The organism is Nocardiopsis eucommiae, assembly GCF_965344335.1.
Taxonomy (GTDB): Bacteria; Actinomycetota; Actinomycetes; order Streptosporangiales; family Streptosporangiaceae; genus Nocardiopsis; species Nocardiopsis eucommiae.
In genome coordinates this window covers 20,379-38,300 of the sequence record NZ_CBDRIY010000050.1, presented here as the reverse complement: position 1 = coordinate 38,300, position 17,922 = coordinate 20,379, and the positions used below count along the sequence as shown (strand labels likewise).

18 protein-coding genes are annotated in these 17,922 nt (G+C 73.0%); 6 read left to right on the top strand and 12 right to left on the bottom strand.

The window, feature by feature from the left end:
* Positions 1-46 precede the first annotated feature (46 nt).
* The 9 genes from ACRWK8_RS24090 to ACRWK8_RS24050 form a co-directional block, all read right to left on the bottom strand.
* The gene (locus tag ACRWK8_RS24090) at positions 47-418 is read right to left on the bottom strand and encodes a hypothetical protein (RefSeq protein WP_378738434.1); all 372 of its coding nucleotides are present in this window, start codon (positions 416-418) and stop codon (positions 47-49) included.
* A gap of 12 nt (positions 419-430) precedes the next feature.
* Positions 431-943, bottom strand: a complete 513-nt coding sequence (locus ACRWK8_RS24085; protein ID WP_431872944.1) for a DUF2617 family protein — start codon at positions 941-943, stop codon at positions 431-433.
* Positions 944-950: 7 nt separating this feature from the next.
* Positions 951-1,550: a DUF4178 domain-containing protein gene (locus ACRWK8_RS24080; RefSeq protein WP_431872943.1), complete on the bottom strand. Its 600-nt coding sequence runs from the start codon at positions 1,548-1,550 to the stop codon at positions 951-953.
* A gap of 319 nt (positions 1,551-1,869) precedes the next feature.
* Positions 1,870-2,724, bottom strand: coding sequence for a sulfurtransferase (locus ACRWK8_RS24075; RefSeq protein ID WP_378738428.1), 855 nt, complete (start codon positions 2,722-2,724; stop codon positions 1,870-1,872).
* A gap of 60 nt (positions 2,725-2,784) precedes the next feature.
* Complete coding sequence (locus ACRWK8_RS24070; protein ID WP_431872942.1) at positions 2,785-3,192, bottom strand: hypothetical protein; 408 nt, start codon at positions 3,190-3,192, stop codon at positions 2,785-2,787.
* Positions 3,193-3,326: 134 nt separating this feature from the next.
* Positions 3,327-3,755 carry a hypothetical protein gene (locus ACRWK8_RS24065; protein WP_378738424.1) on the bottom strand — a complete coding sequence of 143 codons (429 nt, stop codon included), beginning with the start codon at positions 3,753-3,755 and terminating at the stop codon, positions 3,327-3,329.
* A complete protein-coding gene (locus ACRWK8_RS24060) occupies positions 3,748-4,110 on the bottom strand; it encodes a cyclin family protein (RefSeq protein ID WP_378738422.1) in 363 nt (120 codons plus the stop codon). Before ACRWK8_RS24060 ends, ACRWK8_RS24065 begins: the two co-directional genes overlap by 8 nt.
* A gap of 117 nt (positions 4,111-4,227) precedes the next feature.
* Entirely contained in the window at positions 4,228-5,187 is a 960-nt protein-coding gene (locus ACRWK8_RS24055) for a peptidoglycan recognition protein family protein (protein WP_431872941.1), read from the bottom strand.
* 109 nt (positions 5,188-5,296) lie between these two features.
* A complete protein-coding gene (locus ACRWK8_RS24050; RefSeq protein ID WP_431872940.1) occupies positions 5,297-5,716 on the bottom strand; it encodes a hypothetical protein in 420 nt (139 codons plus the stop codon).
* Positions 5,717-6,081: 365 nt separating this feature from the next.
* Here ACRWK8_RS24050 and ACRWK8_RS24045 point away from each other — a divergent pair, with 365 nt between their 5' ends.
* Entirely contained in the window at positions 6,082-7,665 is a 1,584-nt protein-coding gene (locus ACRWK8_RS24045; protein ID WP_431872939.1) for an NAD(P)H-hydrate dehydratase, read from the top strand.
* Here the strand turns inward: ACRWK8_RS24045 and ACRWK8_RS24040 are convergent.
* Together ACRWK8_RS24040 and ACRWK8_RS24035 are read right to left on the bottom strand one after the other, a co-directional pair.
* On the bottom strand, positions 7,634-8,113 hold the full coding sequence (locus tag ACRWK8_RS24040) for an NUDIX hydrolase (RefSeq protein ID WP_378738415.1): 480 nt from the start codon (positions 8,111-8,113) through the stop codon (positions 7,634-7,636). The genes ACRWK8_RS24045 and ACRWK8_RS24040 overlap by 32 nt on opposite strands.
* A gap of 22 nt (positions 8,114-8,135) precedes the next feature.
* A complete protein-coding gene (locus ACRWK8_RS24035) occupies positions 8,136-8,774 on the bottom strand; it encodes a TetR/AcrR family transcriptional regulator (protein WP_431872938.1) in 639 nt (212 codons plus the stop codon).
* 244 nt (positions 8,775-9,018) lie between these two features.
* Between ACRWK8_RS24035 and ACRWK8_RS24030 the strand changes: the two genes are divergently transcribed.
* The 3 genes from ACRWK8_RS24030 (at position 9,019) to ACRWK8_RS24020 (ending at position 13,533) form a co-directional block, all read left to right on the top strand.
* Positions 9,019-9,936 (top strand): hypothetical protein, encoded by a 918-nt coding sequence (locus ACRWK8_RS24030; protein WP_431872948.1) that lies wholly within the window; start codon positions 9,019-9,021, stop codon positions 9,934-9,936.
* Positions 9,933-11,258, top strand: coding sequence for a methyltransferase family protein (locus ACRWK8_RS24025; RefSeq protein ID WP_431872937.1), 1,326 nt, complete (start codon positions 9,933-9,935; stop codon positions 11,256-11,258). Before ACRWK8_RS24030 ends, ACRWK8_RS24025 begins: the two co-directional genes overlap by 4 nt.
* 136 nt (positions 11,259-11,394) lie before the next feature.
* Positions 11,395-13,533 carry a PrsW family glutamic-type intramembrane protease gene (locus tag ACRWK8_RS24020; RefSeq protein ID WP_378738407.1) on the top strand — a complete coding sequence of 713 codons (2,139 nt, stop codon included), beginning with the start codon at positions 11,395-11,397 and terminating at the stop codon, positions 13,531-13,533.
* 66 nt (positions 13,534-13,599) lie between these two features.
* Here ACRWK8_RS24020 and ACRWK8_RS24015 read toward each other — a convergent pair whose 3' ends face one another.
* Positions 13,600-15,978 carry a molybdopterin-dependent oxidoreductase gene (locus ACRWK8_RS24015; protein ID WP_378738405.1) on the bottom strand — a complete coding sequence of 793 codons (2,379 nt, stop codon included), beginning with the start codon at positions 15,976-15,978 and terminating at the stop codon, positions 13,600-13,602.
* Positions 15,979-16,146: 168 nt separating this feature from the next.
* Between ACRWK8_RS24015 and ACRWK8_RS24010 the strand changes: the two genes are divergently transcribed.
* Positions 16,147-17,094 (top strand): HpcH/HpaI aldolase/citrate lyase family protein, encoded by a 948-nt coding sequence (locus ACRWK8_RS24010; protein ID WP_378738402.1) that lies wholly within the window; start codon positions 16,147-16,149, stop codon positions 17,092-17,094.
* 69 nt (positions 17,095-17,163) lie between these two features.
* Complete coding sequence (locus ACRWK8_RS24005; protein WP_431872936.1) at positions 17,164-17,862, top strand: response regulator transcription factor; 699 nt, start codon at positions 17,164-17,166, stop codon at positions 17,860-17,862.
* Positions 17,863-17,922 lie beyond the last annotated feature (60 nt).

Below are 17,922 nucleotides of genomic sequence, written 5' to 3'. Positions count from 1 at the left end.
GGGGGGGTTGGGGGGAGACCCCACCCCACCCCCCCGCACGCGCGGACTACTTGCCGAAGCCGGAGCCTCCGCCGCGGTTGTCGCTTCCGCTGCCGCCGCTGTTGTTGGAGTTGTTGTTGCCTCCGCCGCCGAAGCCGCCGAAGAAGAAGAAACCACCGCCACCGCCGCTGCGGCCGTTGGAGCAGTCGTCGGTCGGGGACGGGCTGGGAGTGGGGCCGGACGCCGTGTTCGTGGTCCCGGTGGTGGTCGAGCTGGTGGAGCTCGTCGTGCTCGCGCTGGGGTCGTCCTTCGGGTCGCAGTCGGCGTTGTTGCCGCCGCTGGAACAGGCCGAGAGGAGGATCAGCAGGGCGGTCGCCCCGCCGATCGCGGCGAGCTTGTGTCTGGGAGCACGGGCTCCCCTGGTCGTGGTCGTGGCCATGTCGGCCTCCTCTTAGGGGGTCAGGGTCGTGGTCGTCGTCACCAGTTCGTCGCTCTGCGGGTAGGCGTGCCAGGTGCGCCAGCGCAGGGACGCCCCGCTGCCGGAGGTCAGGTGCAGCGCGGTGATCGCGAGTGGATCACCGGGGAAGGCGACGAGGAGCCCGCCGGGCGAGTCGGAGGTCACGTCGTGGACCCCCGCCACCCGGCGGGCGAGTTCCGCGCGAGACAACGACTCGACGACCGAGTCGAAGCGGTAGTCGCCCACCCCAGGCAGGGGGTGCTCGGCGTTGCCGGGTAGTCCGCCGGAGGAACCCGGCAGACAGGCGACCGTCTCCACCAGCTCACCGCCGTCGGGACCGGGGCGCAGGACCACCTGGTGCGAGGCGCCGAGCACCCGTAGCTCGACCTCTCTGCCCGACACCGTGACGGCGCGGGTGGCGAGGGGTGCGACCAACGGGTGGCTCAGGGTCCAGACCAGGTCGTCGGCCTTGGTGTCGACGAAGGGGGCGCTGATGCTCGCGCGCATGTGGGTGTCAGCTCCCGGGGAAGATCGTGAAGGTACCGGGGGCGACCTTGGTTCCGGTGCTGACTTCCCAGCTGCCGTGGTCGAACCGCTCGAAGGCGAGCAGCTGGCCGTCCTCGGACTCGTAGTCGGCGTAGTCCATGCCACCCTCGGCCTTGAGGCCGGTGGTGCCCTCGGAGCGGTAGGAGCCGGAGCCCTTCTCCTCCAGCTTGTAGGTGACGCCCTCCAGCTCGATGGACTTGCCCTGGGGGACCATGGTCAGGTCCGGGCGGCCGGTCCACAGGGCCAGCTCGACGTCCGGGTCCTCCTCGACCGAGAGCCAGCGCTTGCCGCCCTCGACCTCCAGGAAGTGCTCGGACCAGACGTAACCGCCCTCGGACAGACGGAGGGTGCCACGGATCCAGGTCCGCTCGTTGCCCCAGTCGATCATGTCCCCCGCCTTGATGTTGCGCGGGTCACCGGCGGTGTCGGTCGTGGCGGAGGCGGCGAAGGGGTCCTGGGGAGGCGGGGGCGGAGTGTCCTTCTTCTGGGCCTGGGAGCGCTGCTTGTATATCAGGACCGCGATCACGATCCCGGCGATGAGAATCAGTAGCAGGAGGAGTTCGATCACCAGTGTTCCTCGATTCGCGGTGAAGCACGTCTTGGGGGTTCTCCCGGGGCCGGGCGGTCCCGTGCGATGTGACGCCGGTGCGGGAGGTGTGGTTCCGCTCCTGGCCGGATCGGGTCAGGGAAAGAGGGCGCTGGGGGGAACTCGTCTCGGGTGTCAGCAGTGCGCAGGACCAGCACGTTCCGGATTTTTCGGACCGTTACTCCCTCCAGCCTAGGTGGTTTACGGTCTGTCTCGGGGACCGGTACGCAGCGTGCCGGGAACGCCACGGGGCCCGCGCGTGTCGCGCGGGCCCCGTGGCGGGTCGGGTCTCGGTCCGTCGTCAGGGGCGGGGGTCCCCGGTCTCCAGGGGGAGGGCGTCGTCCCCTCCCCAACGGCTCCACGAGCCCGGGTAGAGGCGGGTCCCGCCGAACCCCGCGTGCTCCAGGGCCAGGAGGTCGTGGCAGGCCGTCACCCCGGAACCGCAGTAGGCCGTGACGGTGCGGGCGGAGTCCGCGCCGAGGGCCGCGAAGCGTTCACGCAGGACCTCGGGTGCGGCGAGGAGGCCGTCCGGGGCCAGGTTGGCGGGCCACTCGGCACTGCGGGCGCCGGGGATGTGACCGGCGCGGGCGTCCACCGGGGCGGGGGCCTCACCGGTGAAGCGGCCGTGCACACGGGCGTCCAGGAGCAGCTGGTCGGGGTCGGCCAGCTCCTTCTGGAGGGCGTCGGTGTCGACGATGCGGTCCGCGGGCCAGGGAAGGGCGGTCCGGTGGGCGGGGGCGGCGCTCACCTCACCCTTCTCCAGGTCGCCGGTCCAGGTGGGGAGACCGCCGTCGAGGAAGGCGGCGGGGGTGCCCAGGACCCGCAGCATCCACACCAGGCGTGCGGCCACGGAACCGTTCGCGTCGTCGTAGACGACCACGGAGGAGCGGTCACCGATCCCGAGACGGCCCAGGGTGCGGGCGAAGTCGGCGGCGGCCGGAAGCGGGTGGCGGCCGCCCTCGTCGCTGGAGGGCGCGGCGAGGTCGGTGTCCACGTCGGCGTGTACGGCCCCGGGGATGTGGCCGTTCAGGTGGGCCTCGCGGCCGGAGCGGCCGTCGAGGTACCAGCGGGAGTCGACGAGGACCACCTCGTCGCGGTGGTCACGGAGCCAGGCGGCGGAAACGGCCACCGGCAGGGACAGCGTCTGATCGGACATGGCGACAGCCTAGTGGGGGCACCTGTCGGAGAGTCGCCGCGCCCCGACGCACGGTTGCGGTCAGGTGCCGGGGGCGGAGGGGCCCGAGGAGGGGCGGAAGGCCGCGTACGCCAACCCGGTCAGGAGCGGGACGGAGAACCACAGCTGGTACCAGAAGACCGAGCCGAGGTCCGACCACGGCATGGTGGCCACGGAGGCCGAGCCCACCAGTCCGATCGCGAACGTCACCGCGCTCCGGGGCAGGTACGGGGCGGAGGGCAGGCCGTCGAGGAACAGCCGGGCCGCCAGGAGGGCGGCGCCCAGGAACCACAGGGAGAGGAAGATCTGGTGCCGGGCGGGGTCGGGGACGGCGTCGTCCCAGGCCGAGAGGGTCAGGACCAGGCCGACGGCGAGGACGACGGGGCCGCCCACCGCCGCAGGGGTGAGGGGCGTCCGACTGGGGGTGCGCGTTCCGGTGTGTGCCTCCATAGGCATCACCCATGCCCCGAGGGTGCCGGTCCATGCCTGGACGGGCGGGTCGGCTTCGCCACAGATCGGGCGGGTTTGGGGAGAGGGGGCGTCGGAGGCCGACGACCAGGAGGGACGACATCCGTCATGTGCGCCTAGGGGCGCGCCGCGTCCCGGTCCATGCGGTGGACGTGCAGGATCCACCAGAGCCCCAGGGCCGGCAGCACCAGCGGGATGAACAGGTAGCCGCTGCCGAAGTGGGACCACACCGTGTCGTCCGGGAACGCCCCGGCGGCCAGCACACTGAGTGCGCCCACCACGAGGACCCCGATCATCTCCACGGACACCGACACCAGCGCGACCACGCGCGAGGTGCGTCCGGCACGGGCCAGGCCCACCGCCGCGACCAGGTAGATCAGCCCGGCGAGTACGGAGAGTCCGTACGCCAGCGGGGCCTCGTCGAACCGGGTGGCCAGCTGGTAGGAGCCGCGCGCGGTCGCCGCGAGCGCGAAGACGGCGTACACCGCGACCAGCAGTCGGCCGGGGCCGGTGCGCAGGGTGCGGTCGGCGGATACCTCAGACAACGGGGCTCCAGATCTGCTCGACGCGGACCAGGAGGACGGGGAGGATCAGGCAGGCGAAGGCGATCACGGCCGGACCCCACTTGCTGCGCTCCATGAACCCCCACACGGCGCAGGCGGGCGGCAGCAGCGCGACGGTCGCGAGGTAGGAGACGAGCATGACCGTCTCCCCCGGGCGTTCGCCGCCGACCATCGCCACGGTGACCGCGCCGACCTGTCCGAGGACCAGCAGCCACAGCACGCCCATGCCCACCAGGTGGGGGACGAGCATCGGCTGGTCGCGGAAGGTGGAGACGAGACACCACACGGCCATCGCCAACGACACCATCTGAATGGTCATGGTCAGCCAGTCGACCACGCCGCCTCCGCTCCGCACGTCCGCCCATGTCAGCGGACCCAACAAACTACGACGCATCGTAGTCGTTGGCGGACACCACCGCGTACCCGGCCCCGTCCCGGGGCCGGGTCCACCGGTTCAGCGCTTCCAGTAGAAGACGTCGGCGGTCGCGGACGTGACCTGGGCCTCGACCTTGCCGTACTGCGCCACCCGCACGCGCACCCGGCGTCCCTCACCCAGGTTGCCCTTCCACGAGTAGGTGAAGTGAGCGCGGCCACCCACGTGCACGGGGCTGTCGATCGGCCGGTTGCGCGCCACCTTCCAGCCGCCGTCCCCGTTCGGCTCGTACTCGGTGAGGCGGATCTGCGCCTCGGCGCCGGAGTCGAGCCCCTCCAGGGTCACCCCGACGGAGATGTCGTAGTAGGCGCCCTTGGTCTCCTCGACCCCGACGAGGGCGTAGAACTCCCCGGTCTCGCCGTCGTGCCGCTTGTCGAAGGCCAGGCTCGCCCAGCTGCCGGGCTCCAGCTTCTGGGCCTTGTCCTTCTCGAACCTGCGGTGAGAGGGCATGTCGTCGTCTCCTTCAGTGTTTCCGGGAGCCTTGGCGAAGGTGCCGTCCTTGACCAGCGCGTAGGCCTTGTCGCCTGGGCAGGACGTGGAGATGAAGTCGCGGTGGCCGAGCACCTTGCCGGAGATGGAGGTGTCCGGCTCCATGAGCCACTGCCGCAGCTGTCGGACCGCGTTGATCTGGTCGGGGGTGATCGGGTCGGAGGGGCCGGTGGCCAGGGTGCAGGAGTAGTGGGAGGAGTTCCCGCCCGGCTGCGCGGCCTGGGTCCGGTACAGTCCGCGCCCTTCGAGCACGTACCCGTGGGGACAGGCCATCCAGCTGTACCCGATGTCCGCCCAGCCCCGGGAGGGGCCGGTGTGGAAGCTGCGGGTGTTGCGCCAGTAGGTGACGCAGGAGGAGTGGTTCTTGTTCGCGAGGTTCTGGTCGCTGCTGTCGTAGTGGATGACGAGACCGGAGCGGGGGTTGGCCTGCTCTGCGGGGGAGGACCCCCAGCCCAGATCGGACCTGGACACATATTTGCTTGGTCGAGGCATGGGCCCATTGTCCCCTGCGAGGACTTCTCTACGTGTCGATTCCGTGACAACGGGCTATATGTGTAGAAAGTGATTTCTGGGTCGTGCGTCCCTTTTGTGTCTCAAGTGACTAGAGGGGCCAGAGGAACACCACGGCCTCGGCGGAGACCAGGTGCGCGTCGGACTCCCCGGACTGCGCCGCCCAGACCTCGACGCGGTGGCCCGGTTCCAGGCGGTCCTTCCACGTGTAGGTGAACCCCCCGTGCCCGACCGCGTGGGTGGTGACCTCCACCGGCAGCTCCCGGTGGAGGGAGCCGTCCGGCGCGAACTCGACCGCGCGCAGCTGGACCTCCCGGCCCGGGGTGATGTTGGTGAGCGTCACTCCCACCGCGAGGTCGTACAGGGCACCACCGGGCTCGGCGGCCCCCGCCAGTTCCGCCGGATCGGTCGGAGGCCGACCGTCGCGCAGGTCGAACTCGATCCGGTGCCACTCCCGAGGCTTCAGCGGTTGGCCGGTGGACTTGGCGAAGCGACGGTAGCCGGGTGTCATGGTGGGCCCCTCCGTGGGACATCGGGTGGCCCTGCCCTGCCACCTGCGGTCACATCAAAAAGTAGTCCAGTGAGCACCACACGTGTCCGATCCGGTCCGGGCGCGTCCCCATCCGAGCTCGTCGCCTCGCCCGACGCCCAAGGGCGCGGCTCGCACGCCCTCCGGTCCGAGCCGGTGTGTCCGGGCACGGTGGGCGTCTCGCGTGCGGCCGCGCGCGTGCCTCAGCGGCGTGGGCGTGCCGAGGCGGCCGTGTCGGCCGGACCGGTGGTGCCGAGGGGATTGGTGTGGCCCGTGTGCGTGGCGGTGCGGGCGCGTTCCGGGGCGTGCGCCACGATGGAGGCACCGCCCCTCGAAAGGTGTGAACCATGCGCTCCGCCCACGTCGTCAGCGTCGTCCGGGAGGCCGAACAGGCGCTCATGGCCCGACTCCCCGAAGGCGCTCTGATGCGCCGGGCCGCCATGGGCCTGGCCATCCACTGCGCCCGCATGCTGCCCCGCGTCCACGGCTCCCGCGTGACGCTGCTGGTCGGCGGCGGCGACAACGGCGGTGACGCCCTCTTCGCGGGGGCCAGCCTGGCGGCGCGGGGCGCGTGCGTGCGTGCGGTTCTGGCGGGCAGACGGGTCCATCCCGAGGGTCTGGCCGCGCTGCGGGCGGCGGGCGGTCGGATGATCGACAACGGCCCGGCCGCGGCCTCCGGGGCGCCTGGGGCCCAAATGAATTTCGGGACTCACGGGGAGGGTGGTGCGCCCCGCGCGCTGATCACCGCCGAGGCGCGGGCGGCGGTCCTGGACGCCGACCTCCTCGTCGACGGCCTGGTCGGGATCGGTGGCAGCGGCGGACTGCGCGAACCCTACGCCTCGCTCGCCGTCCTGGCGTCGGACGCGCCCGCCGCCGTCGTCGCGGTGGACCTGCCGAGCGGGGTGGACGCCGACACCGGGGAGGTCCCCGGGGAGGCGGTGCGCGCGGACGCCACGGTCACCTTCGGCACGTACAAGCCGGGGCTGTTCGTCGACCCGGGAGCGGTGCGGGCCGGGCGGGTCAGCCTCGTGGACATCGGGCTGGACCCGGAGCTGCCCGAGGCCGACCTCGTCCGTCCACAGGCTGTGGACATCGCCCGACTCCTGCCCGTTCCCTCCGCCGAGGACGACAAGTACCGCCGGGGCGTGCTCGCCGTCCGGGCCGGGTCCGACCAGTACCGGGGTGCCGCCGTCCTGTGTGTCGGCGGCGCGCTGCGCACCGGGGTGGGCATGGTCCGCTACGGGGGCGGCGAGGACGTCCTCTCCCAGGTGATCGCCCGCTGGCCTGAGGTCGTGGGGCTGCACCTGGACCCGAGGAGCAGCACCGACCTCGGTCCGGGACGCGTCTCGGCTGTGGTGGTCGGGCCCGGCCGCGGCACCCACCCCGCCAACGCGGACGAGCTGCGCGCCCTCCTGGAGAGCGACGTCCCGGCGCTGCTCGACGCGGACGCCCTCAACCTGGTGTCGAGCAGCGTCGCCCTCACCGAGCTGGTGCACCGGCGGGGCGCGCCGACCCTGCTCACCCCGCACGCGGGGGAACTGGCCCGACTGCTGCCGGACACCGACCGCGCGGAGATCGAGGCGCACCGGTTGGAGCAGGCCACCCGGGCCGCGAAGCTGTACCGGTCGACGGTCCTGCTCAAGGGGTCCACGACGGTGATCGCCCACCCGGGGGAGCGGACGGTGGTCAACCCCACGGGCACCCCGCTGCTGGCCACCGCCGGCTCGGGCGACGTGCTGTCAGGGGTGGCCGGGGCGCTGCTGGCCTCGGGTCTGTCCGGGCAGGACGCCGCGATGTGCGGCGCCTACCTGCACGGGCGGGCGGCGGTCCTGGCCCGGGAGGGTGCCCCGATCAGCGCCTCGGACCTGCTGGACGCGCTGCCCCTCGCGGTCGCGGAGGTCACGACCGGGCGGCCTCCAGGCCGAGCCTGACGATGTCGGTGATGAAGTAGTCGCCGGGGTCGCGGGAGTCGCGCAGCAGGTGCAGTGTGGAGTCGTCGACCCACATGTACTCGGTGTGCTTGTCGGCCTCCAAAGCGGGGGCGGACAGGTCGCCGTCCACCCGGACCAGGTAGTCGACCTCGCGTCGGGTCACCCCGTCACCCGGGTCCCAGTCCAGCCGGTACAGCTCCGCGACCACGGCGGACAGGGTCCAACCGGTCTCCTCGCGAATCTCGCGGGCCAGCGCCTGGAGCATGGTCTCGCCGTCCTCCACGTGTCCCCCGACGATGTCCCAGCAGTGCGGGAACACCTTGCGGGTGCCCGACCTGCGCTGGGCGAAGGCGTGGCCCCGCGCGTCGACGACCACGGCCCCGGCGACCCAGCGCTCGCCGTCGGCGGTGTCGGGGAAGGCGATTCCCTCAGCGATCTCCACGTTCACGGTGCTCTCCTTCTCGGGTTGCCTACTCGGGGGTCCCCCGGCGGGGCAGGCGCAGCGTGAGCAGCTTGGCGCGCGGTGCGAGCGTCCCGGCCAGGTCGAACACGCCCTCGGTGCGGCTGCGGTCCTCGTCGAGTACCGAGAACAGGTTCACGCCCAGGTAGAAGGTGATCGCCGCGTAGGCGACCTCCTGCGCGGGCAGCAGCCGGCCCAGGGGTGACTCCCCGAGCACACGATCCCACTCGCCGGCGATGAAGTCGATCCACGGTTGGGAGCGCTGGTTGATCTCCGCGCGCAGCTCCGGCTTGGTGACCGCCGCCGCGACCAGTTCGGAGAACTCCGCGATGTAGCCGCGCTCCAGGTCGGTCCGGTAGACGCGGGTGGCCACCTCCACCAGCTCCTCCAGGGTGCGTGCCTGCCCGGCGAGCTCCCGGTAGAGGGTCATGCGTTCGGCGCTGGAGCGGTCGAGCGCGGCGAGCAGCAGCTGGTCGACCCCGCCGAAGTGGTAGAAGACCAGCGCCGAGTTGGCCTCCGCGCGGGTGGCGACGGCCCGGGCGGAGGCTCCGGCGTACCCCTCCTCGCGCAGCACCTCGCTGGCCGCCGTGATCAGGCGCTCCCTGGTCTCGGCGCTGTTCTTGCGGCTTCCGCCGCCGGTCCTGGACATGGTCCTCCCTCGGGTCGGGTTTCATCATACGGTTTAATCGAGTGATTAAACCGTGTGCTTTAATCAGGTCGTCAACCCAGAGCGACGGCCGAGGAGGCCCACCGTGACCCAGCCGCCCCAGGAACCGGACCGCCCCTCCGACCGGGAGACGGATGATCGGTACGCGGCCGAACACCACTCGGAACCCGTCCGGGGCGTTCCCGAGGACGGCGAGGGAGTCTCCAGGCCCACGGCGGCCCGGTGGATCCTCGCCGGGATCGTCCTCGCGGTCTTCGTCGCCCTGCTCGCCGTCCGGGTGACCCGGTTCGGCGGCCTGGACCAGACCGCCCTGTTCTACGTCGGGCTGCCCGCCATGCTGGCCCTGCTCGTGGTCCTCTGCGTCCGGGTGCGCGGCGCCGGCGCCGTCGCCATGGCCGTCACCACGGTCTGTCTGCTCATGGCCGGACCGATGCTCGGGGAGGGCATGGTCTGCCTGGTCATCTCCGCTCCGCTGATCTACGGCGTGGTCGCCCTGGTCGCCTGGGTGGTCGGCGCGCTCCGGCGGACCGACAGGCGCCACTCCAACGCGCTGCTGGCCGTCCCGCTCCTGTTCGCCCTGGCCCTGGAGGGGGTCGCCGGGTTCTCCCTGCTCCCAAGAGAGGACGCCGGAACGGGATCGGTGCTGGTCGGCGCCGACCCCGCCGACGTGGCCGCCGCCCTCGCGGCCCCACCCGCCTACGCCGCCCCGGACGCCCTCCTGCTGAGCGCCGTCCCCTTCCCGGAACCGGTCGAGGCGGTCGGCTCGGGGCTGGAGGAGGGCGACACCCGGGTCGTCCACTTCACCCCGCGCCGGACCCTGGCCCCCGGCGCCGAGCCCACCCCGCGCCACCTGGGGCTGGAGGTCGTGGAGAGCGAGGTCCGCGCCGACGGCGGTCGGGTGGTCTTCGCGGTCACCGAGGACACCGCCTTCGCCAACTGGATGCGGATGGAACGCGCGGTGGCCACCTGGCGGGGCGAACCCGACGGCACCCGGCTGACCTGGGAGATCGAGTACACCCGCACCTACGACCCCTCGTGGTACTTCGGTCCCGTGCAGTCCCACGTCACGGACCTGGCCGCCGGCTACCTCGCGGGGACCTTCCAGCGGGAGGCCCAGGCGCTCTCGGGCGGTGACGCCCGGTGACGCCCGAACTCCCCGCCCTGGTCGTCCGGGGCGTGGGCCTCCTCCTGCCGGTGCTCGCCGTCGCGGCGCTCTGCCTGTGGCGGGCGCCCCGGCGGCGGGAGGTCGCGGCGATGATCGTCGCCTCCGGCTGGGCCCTGCTCACCCTGCTGCCGCTGAACCTGATCGCTCAGTGGGAGGGCTGGTGGTCCTTCCACGCGCGGGGCGCGGTGTGGCAGGGCGTACCGGTGGACCTGCTGCTGGCCTGGGTGCTGCTGTGGGGCGCGCTGCCCGCCCTGATGCTCCGGTTCCTGCCGGTCCCGCTGGTCACGGCCGTGCTGGTCTGGCTCGACCTCCTCCTCATGCCGCTGGCCGAACCGGTGGTGGTGCTGGGCCCGCTCTGGCTGCTCGGTGAGTTCCTGGGCGCCACCCTCTGCCTGATCCCCGCGCTGCTGCTCGCCTACTGGACCCGGCGCGGTCAGCTGGTCCACGCCCGGATGTGGGCGCAGGCGGTGCTCGCCCTCGGCCTGATGGTGCTGCTGCCGGTGTACGTGCTGGCCACGGTCCCGACCGGGTTCACCTGGCGGTGGTCCGCCTCCCCGGAGGCGCTGACCGCGGGCGCGCAGCTGCTCGCCCTGGTCTGCCTGCCCGGCCTGGCGGCGGCGCGGGAGTTCGCGACGGTGGGCGGCGGGACCCCGTTGCCCCACGACCCGCCCGCACGGTTGGTGACCAGCGGACCCTACGCGTACGTGCGCAATCCGATGCAGCTCACCGTCACCCTCCTCTACCTGGTTCTGGGCCTGCTCCACCCGCCGCTGCTGGTGGGGGTCCCCGTCGCCCTGGCCTACGGCGCCGGGTTCGCCTCCTGGCACGAGGGCGCACAGTTGCGCGCCTCCTTCGGTGAGAGCTGGGACGCGTACCGGGCGGGCGTGCGCGCGTGGCTGCCGCGCTGGCGACCGTGGCCGGGGAGGTCCGGGGGCACCCTGTACGTCGCGGCCGACTGCGACCCCTGCCGTGGCGTGGGCGCCTGGCTGGCCGCGCGCGGGCCGACCGCCCTGACCCTGCGTCCCGCGGCCGAACACCCCGAGGTGCTGTACCGACTCACCTACGAGAACGCCGAGGGGGTCCGGTGGAGCGGTGTCGCGGCCCTGGCACGGGCCATGGAACACCTGCACCTGGGCTGGGCGATGACCGGCTGGGCGCTGTCCCTGCCGGTGCTGCGCCACTTCGCGCAGCTGTGCGGCGACGCCTTCGGCGCCGGTCCGCGCCCCTCCAAGAGCGCTACCGGGCGTCCCGGAGAACGGCCGAAACCGGACGCACCAGTCATGAGCCACCCTTTCGCCTGAACACGTACGTCAACCGAACAATCGCCGCGAACTCACATGTTCCACGAGACCCCCTCGCCGTTATGCTCATGCGGGGCCGCGCCTCCCACGGGACACGCCCGGCCCACGCACCCAGCCCCCCGGCACGAGGAAGTCCATGGAAGAACAGGCGATGCTCGCGCGCGACCTCGTGCTGCGCGTCTGTGCCGGTCCCACCGAGTTCTCCCAGCAGTGGATCCAGGCCAGGGGCAAGGTCACCACCCCCTTCGTGGTGCCGCGCGACCGCAACCTCATCCGGGGCGTCGTCGAGGCCGGACGGGCCCTGGGCGTCGACCGGCTCCTGGTCTGCCGCACCCGCGCGGAGTACTCCTACGACCCGGTGACCGAGGTCCCCCTCGACACCGACACCCTCATCGACCTCATCCGGGGATGGGGGCCCACCCCCACCGACTTCCTCGTGTGCGTCGAGGACTTCTCCGCCGCCGTCCTGGTCTCCGCCAGCGAACTCACCGTCGCCTCGGGCCCGGTGGACTTCGTCCGCGAGATCGTCGGCCCGGACATCCCCCGGGTGCGCGCCGACTTCGCGACCAGGGCCCTGGCCGCCAACCGGCCCGACCTGCTCCGCGCGGCCCAGCAACACAACTGCGTCGAACCCGGCGCCCGCCACGCGCGCGCCACCCGCGTCCCCGGACCCGACCTGGCCGAACGGCTCGCCCGGGCGGCCGAACGCGCCCGCGAACGCAGACCGGGGACCGTCCGCTCCCTGCGGGCCCTGCGCGGCACCTGGGGCTGGCTCATGCTCGGCGTCCTGCTGGTCGCCCCGCTCGCGGTCCCCGCCCTGGGCGCGGCCCCGCCCGCCCTCTTCCTCACCTACCTCCTGCTGTTCCAGCTGGCGGTGCTCGCGCGCTCCCGGACCGTCTCCTTCGCCACGCTCCTGCGCACGACCGCGCTCGGCGCCCTCCTGGTCTGGCCGTTGGCCCTGCTTTCGGCCCTGGTCAGCGGGGCTCTCGGGTGGGACGTCGACGACGTGCTCAGCCAGACCTACGTGGCGGTCACCGTGGAGGAGGCGGGCAAACTCGTCCCGCTGCTGCTCCTGGTGGTGCTGGCCCGCCGCCGCGTGCGCCGCCTGTCCGCCGTGGACTTCCTGCTGCTCGCCGCCGCGTCCGGCGCCGGGTTCCAGCTGGCCGAACGGTTGTTCGTGGGGATCTCCGCGCCCCTGATGGACCCCGCCACCGGCCTGGTGAGCGGGGCCGCGCCCGAACCGTACGCCGGGCACGCCGTCGCCACCGGCCTGATCGGCGCCACCCTCGGCCTGGCGATCGTCGGGCGCCGGTACGGGGGCTGGCTGTGGCTGCTTCCGGTCCTGGCCACCTCGTTGGTGTTCCTGGATCACCTGGACGTCAACGCCCGGGCCGCCGGGGCCCGCCTCGACGGCTTCTCCACCTTCGTGCACACGCTGTTCGGCGGTGGCGCGCTCACCCCGTGGCTGCTGCTGGTCGCCCTGCTGTTCGCGGTGGCCATGGACTACCGGGTGATCGCCACGGCGGCCGAGACCACGCCCCCGCTGCCCGGTCGCACCCCGCTGCCGGGGCTGCGCCGCCGGGCGCACGGAAGGTCGGTGGCGCTGCGGGTGCGCGTCCCGGCCGACATCGCGCCGCTCTTCCGGCGGATCGCGCTGTCCTGGGTGGACCTGCCGGTCACCCTCGCCACCGCGGTCACCACCATCGCGCACGAGCTCGCCACCGCCACCATGGCCGCCAAACAGGGCCCGGGGGCCCTGGCCGACGCCCTGCGGTTCCTCCGCTGGCGCCGGGCCAACGCCATGGGTGAGGCCCGTTCACGGGGCCGGAGCTGGCGCCGCCACCCCTCCCAGGAGGAGCTGTCCGAGAACGCCCAGGACCTGGCTCACCGCATCGGCCTGGCCGGAACCACGGGCATCGTGGTGGGCGCGGCCGCGCTGTTGGCCCTCGGGCCCGGGGCCGTGTCGGGAGCGGCGCCGGAGGGGACCCCCGGTTACGCGGTGCGGGCTGTGGAGCTGTTCCTCGGCTGGCTCACGGCGGCGGACACCGCCACCCTGGTGTGGACCTCCCTCACCGGCCTGGCCGTGCTCAGCCTGCTCACCGTGGGCAACGCCGTGCCGCGCGCCCACCCGCGCATGGGCGAGTTCCTGCGCGCCCCCACCGCCAACACCGGCGCCATCCTGGGCATGCTCGCCCCCGGCCAGGTCGGGTACGCGTTCCTGGGGTTGGTCGGATTCATCCTGCCCGCCAGGGTGAACCGCCTGATCCGCCGCTGACCCGGCCGGGCGGGAACGGATCCCGGTCCGCCCGGACCGGCCCGTCCTCGTCTCGGGGCGCCCCCGTCAGCCCTCGATCGGCTCCACACCGACCGGGGGGTCGAAGGCGCGGACCCTCGGCGGGGTGCCCCCGTACGGCTCCACCCGCACCCGCACCAGCTGGCCGGTGCAGCCCTGGGACAGGGCCGAGGTCCCCACGTCCTCGGTGAGGGCGTTCGGGTTGCCGTGCACGCAGGTGACGTCGGCGCCCGAGGGGTCGTACCAGGCGCCGGTCGAGAGCTGGACCACCCCGGGTCGCAGGGCGTCGCTCACCACGAGCCCGGCCAGGCACGACCCGCGCGCGCCGGTCACCCGCACCACGTCGCCGTCGCGGACCCCGGCCCGCTCGGCGTCGTCGGGGTGCATACGGAGCGGGTCGCGGCCGTGGACCTTCCGGGAGACGCTGTACCCGCCCATGTCCTGCTGGCTGTGCAGACGGGTGGCGGGCTGGTTGGCGACCAGCACCAGCGGTCGGTCGTCACCGCCGACGGCGCGGTGCCGCCCGCCCGGCCCGTCGTCCGCGCCGCCCGGCCCGGTCACCGCGGGACCCGGCAGCCAGACCGGGAGCCCGGGGCAGTCCTCGTAGCCGAAGGACGCGATGGTCTCCGAGTACAGTTCGATCCGGCCGCTCGGCGTCCGCAGCGCGTTGCCCTCCGGGTCCTCGCGGAACTCGCCCAGGTGCGTCTCGTCCTCGACACGGGCGGGCATGTCGATCCGGCCCCGTTCCCAGAACTCGTCGAAGCCGGGAACCTCCAGGTCGCGGCGGGCCAGCAGTGCCCGCCACCGCTCGTAGACCACCCGCGCCCACTCGCCGCTGCTCCGCCCCTCGGTGAACTCCTCCCGTACACCCAGGCGCTCGGCCAGGTCGGCGTAGGTGTCGTACTCGTCGCGCGCCCGCCCGTGCGGCGGGACCACGCGCGGCATCGCGCGCAGCGCCAGGTCACCCTGGCTGGCCGCCAGGTCGTTCCGCTCCAGCGCGGTGGTCGAGGGGATCACGATGTCGGCGTGCCGGGCGGTGGCGGTCCAGTGCGTCTCGTGCACCACCACGGTGTCCGGGCGCCCGAAGGCCGTGGTCAGCCGGGCCAGGTCCTGGTGGTGGTGGAAGGGGTTGCCGCCCGCCCAGTACACGAGTCTGATGTCCGGGAAGACGCGGCTCTCCCCGTTGAAGTCGTAGGCCTGCCCGGGGCGCAGCAGCATGTCGGAGACCAGCGCGACGGGGATGGACGAGCGGACGGCGTTGTTCCCCTGCGGCATGCGCGGCAGCCCCAGCGGGGTGGCCCCGCCCCCGTAGTTGCCCATGGAGCCGTACCCGGACGCGAAACCCGCGCCCGGCAGCCCCACCTGGCCCAGGACGCAGGCCAGCGCGAACCCCGCCCAGAGCGGCTGCTCGCCGTACCGTGCCCGCTGGACCGACCAGCCCACGTTGACCAGGGTGCGCTTCTCCGCCATCCGCCGGGCCAGGGCACGCAGGTCGGCGGCGGGTACCCCGCTCACCCGCTCGGCCCACTCCGGGGAGCGTTCCACCCCGCCCGGGTCGCCGTGCTCGTCCCGCTCGCCCAGGACGTAGGCGCGCACACGGTCGGCACCCACCGTGTACCGGTCCAGGAAGGCGGTGTCGGCCAGGCCCTCACGGAACAGCACGTGCATGAGGGCCAGCATCACGGCGGTGTCCGTCCCCGGCCGGAGCGAGACCCACGCCGACTTCACCCCGGCGTCGGTGTCGTCGCGCAACGGGGACACCGACACGAACTCCACCCCGGCGTCCGAGGCCGCGCGCATCGCGCCACCGGCGGTCTGGGCCGCCCGACCGCCCGAGGTCGTCCACGTGTTGGAGACCCGCAGGCCCCCGAAGCTCACCAGCAGTTCGGTGTGCTCCCGGATGCGTTCCCAGGACGGTACCCGGCTGAACAGGCGGTTGGCCGCCCGCGTACCGATCAGGTGCGGGAACAGCACCTCCAGGGCGGCGTGGCTGTAGGTGTTCACCGACCGCGTGTACCCGCCGACGGTGTTCAGGAACCGGTGCAGCTGGCTCTGCGCGTGGTGGACGCGGCCCGCGCTGCCCCAGCCGTAGGAACCCCCGTAGATCGCCTCGTTGCCGTGCTCCGTGCGCACCCGGTCCAGCTCACCGGCGAGCAGGTCCAGCACGGTGGACCACTCCACCTCCACGTAGGCGTCCTCGGGGTCGCCCCTGCGCGGGTCCGGGCCGGGGCCGTGCTCCAGCCACCGGCGGCGCACCGCAGGGCGGGCCACCCGGGTGCGGTGGTGCTGGGCCACGGGCGTGTTGCCGATGACGGGCGCCGCCTCCGGGTCACCCGGGTTGGCGCGCGCGCCGACCACCCGGTCGTCGTGGACCTCGACCTGGTAGCTGCCCCAGTGGGCGCTGGTCGGGCGAAGCGTCGCGGACATGTGTACTCCCGTGTTCCCCTGCGTGTCCCCGGACGAAGGAGCGGCCCCCCGTCCCAGCTCACACTCTACGCAGCGACGGGGGCGCGCCTCGTGCGGCGCCCGGGCACGGTGCGATGATGACCCGTGCGGCCAACAGCAGCGGAACACAGGGCAGGGGAGCGGGCGACGATGGGCGAACTCAGGTCACGACGGTCGGTACTCGCGGTCCCGGGGTCCAACCCCCGGTTCGTGGAGAAGGCCCGGGGACTGCGCACGGACGCCTTCTTCCTCGACCTGGAGGACGCCGTGGCGCCGCTGGAGAAGGAGGACGCCCGCGCCACCGTGGTCCGCGCGCTCAACGACGGCGGCTGGGAGGGGCGGGTCCGGTCGGTACGCGTCAACGACGTCACCACCGAGTGGGCCTACCGCGACGTCATCGCCGTGGTCGAGGGGGCCGGCGCCCACGTCGACACCCTCGTCCTGCCCAAGGTCACCGAGGCCCGGGACGTCCAGTGGCTGGACACCCTGCTCACCCAGATCGAGCGCGCCTGCCGCCTCCCGGTCGGCCGGATCGGCATCGAGGCGCAGATCGAGGACGCCCGGGGCCTGGTCGAGGTGGACCGGATCGCCGCCGCCTCACCCCGCCTGGAGACGCTGGTCTACGGACCCGCCGACTTCATGGCCTCCGTCAACATGAAGAGCCTGGTCGTGGGGGAGCAGCCGCCCGGATACGACACCGGCGACGCCTATCACCACGTGCTCATGCGCATCCTCGTGGCGGCGCGCGCCCACGGGCTCCAGGCCATCGACGGCCCCTACCTCCAGATCCGTGACGTCGACGCCCTCCGCAGGGCGGCCGGACGCACCGCCGCCCTCGGGTTCGACGGGAAGTGGGTCCTGCACCCGCTCCAGGTGGAGGCGGTCAACGAGGCCTACGCCCCCTCCCAGGAGGACTACGACCACGCCGAGCTGATCCTGGACGCCTACGAGCACGCCACCACCGTGGACCGGCGCGGCGCCGTGATGCTCGGTGAGGAGATGCTCGACGAGGCCTCGCGCAAGATGGCGCTGGTGGTGGCGGGCAAGGGCCGTGCCGCCGGGCTCGGCCGCACCCGGACCTTCGACCCCGGCGCCTGAGCCACCGGTCTCGTCTCCCTCCGGCCCGCCTCTTACCGCCCTCTCACCAACGTGGGAGAGCATGGGGCCATGGAAAGCACCGCCACCGTCCTGATCGCCGACGATGACCGGGCCATCAGGGACTCCCTGGAACGCGCCCTCCAACTGGAGGGGTACACGGTGCGGACGGCGGCGGACGGCGTCCAGGCCCTGGCCGCCGTACACGCGGACCCCGTGGACCTGCTCGTCCTCGACGTGATGATGCCCGGGGTCGACGGGCTCGGCGTGGCCCGTGTGCTGCGCGCGGAACACGACCGCACCCCGATCCTCATGCTCACCGCCAGGGTGGAGACCCCGGAGCGGGTGGCGGGGCTGGACGCCGGTGCCGACGACTACCTCGCCAAGCCCTTCGAGCTGGACGAGCTCCTGGCCCGGCTGCGCGCCCTGCTGCGCCGGGCCGCGCCGGTGCCGGAGGAGGTCGACGGGGACGCACCGCTGCGGGTGGGCGAGCTGCGCCTGGACGGCCGGGCCCGCCGGGTCTGGCGGGGCGAGCGGGAGATCGAGCTGTCCAAGACCGAGTTCGACCTGCTCGAACTCCTCATGCGCAACGCCGGGATCGTGCTGGACCACGCCACCATCTACGACCGCATCTGGGGCTACGACTTCGGCCCCGAGTCCAAGAACCTCGCGGTCTACATCAGCTACCTGCGCCGCAAGCTGGAGGACGGCGGTCCGCCGCTGATCCAGACGGTCCGGGGCGTCGGGTACACGCTGCGTCCCCAGGGGTGAGGCCCGTGAACGCACCCACGACGGACCCCACCGGAGCTCCCGCCGCCAACGGCGCCTCGC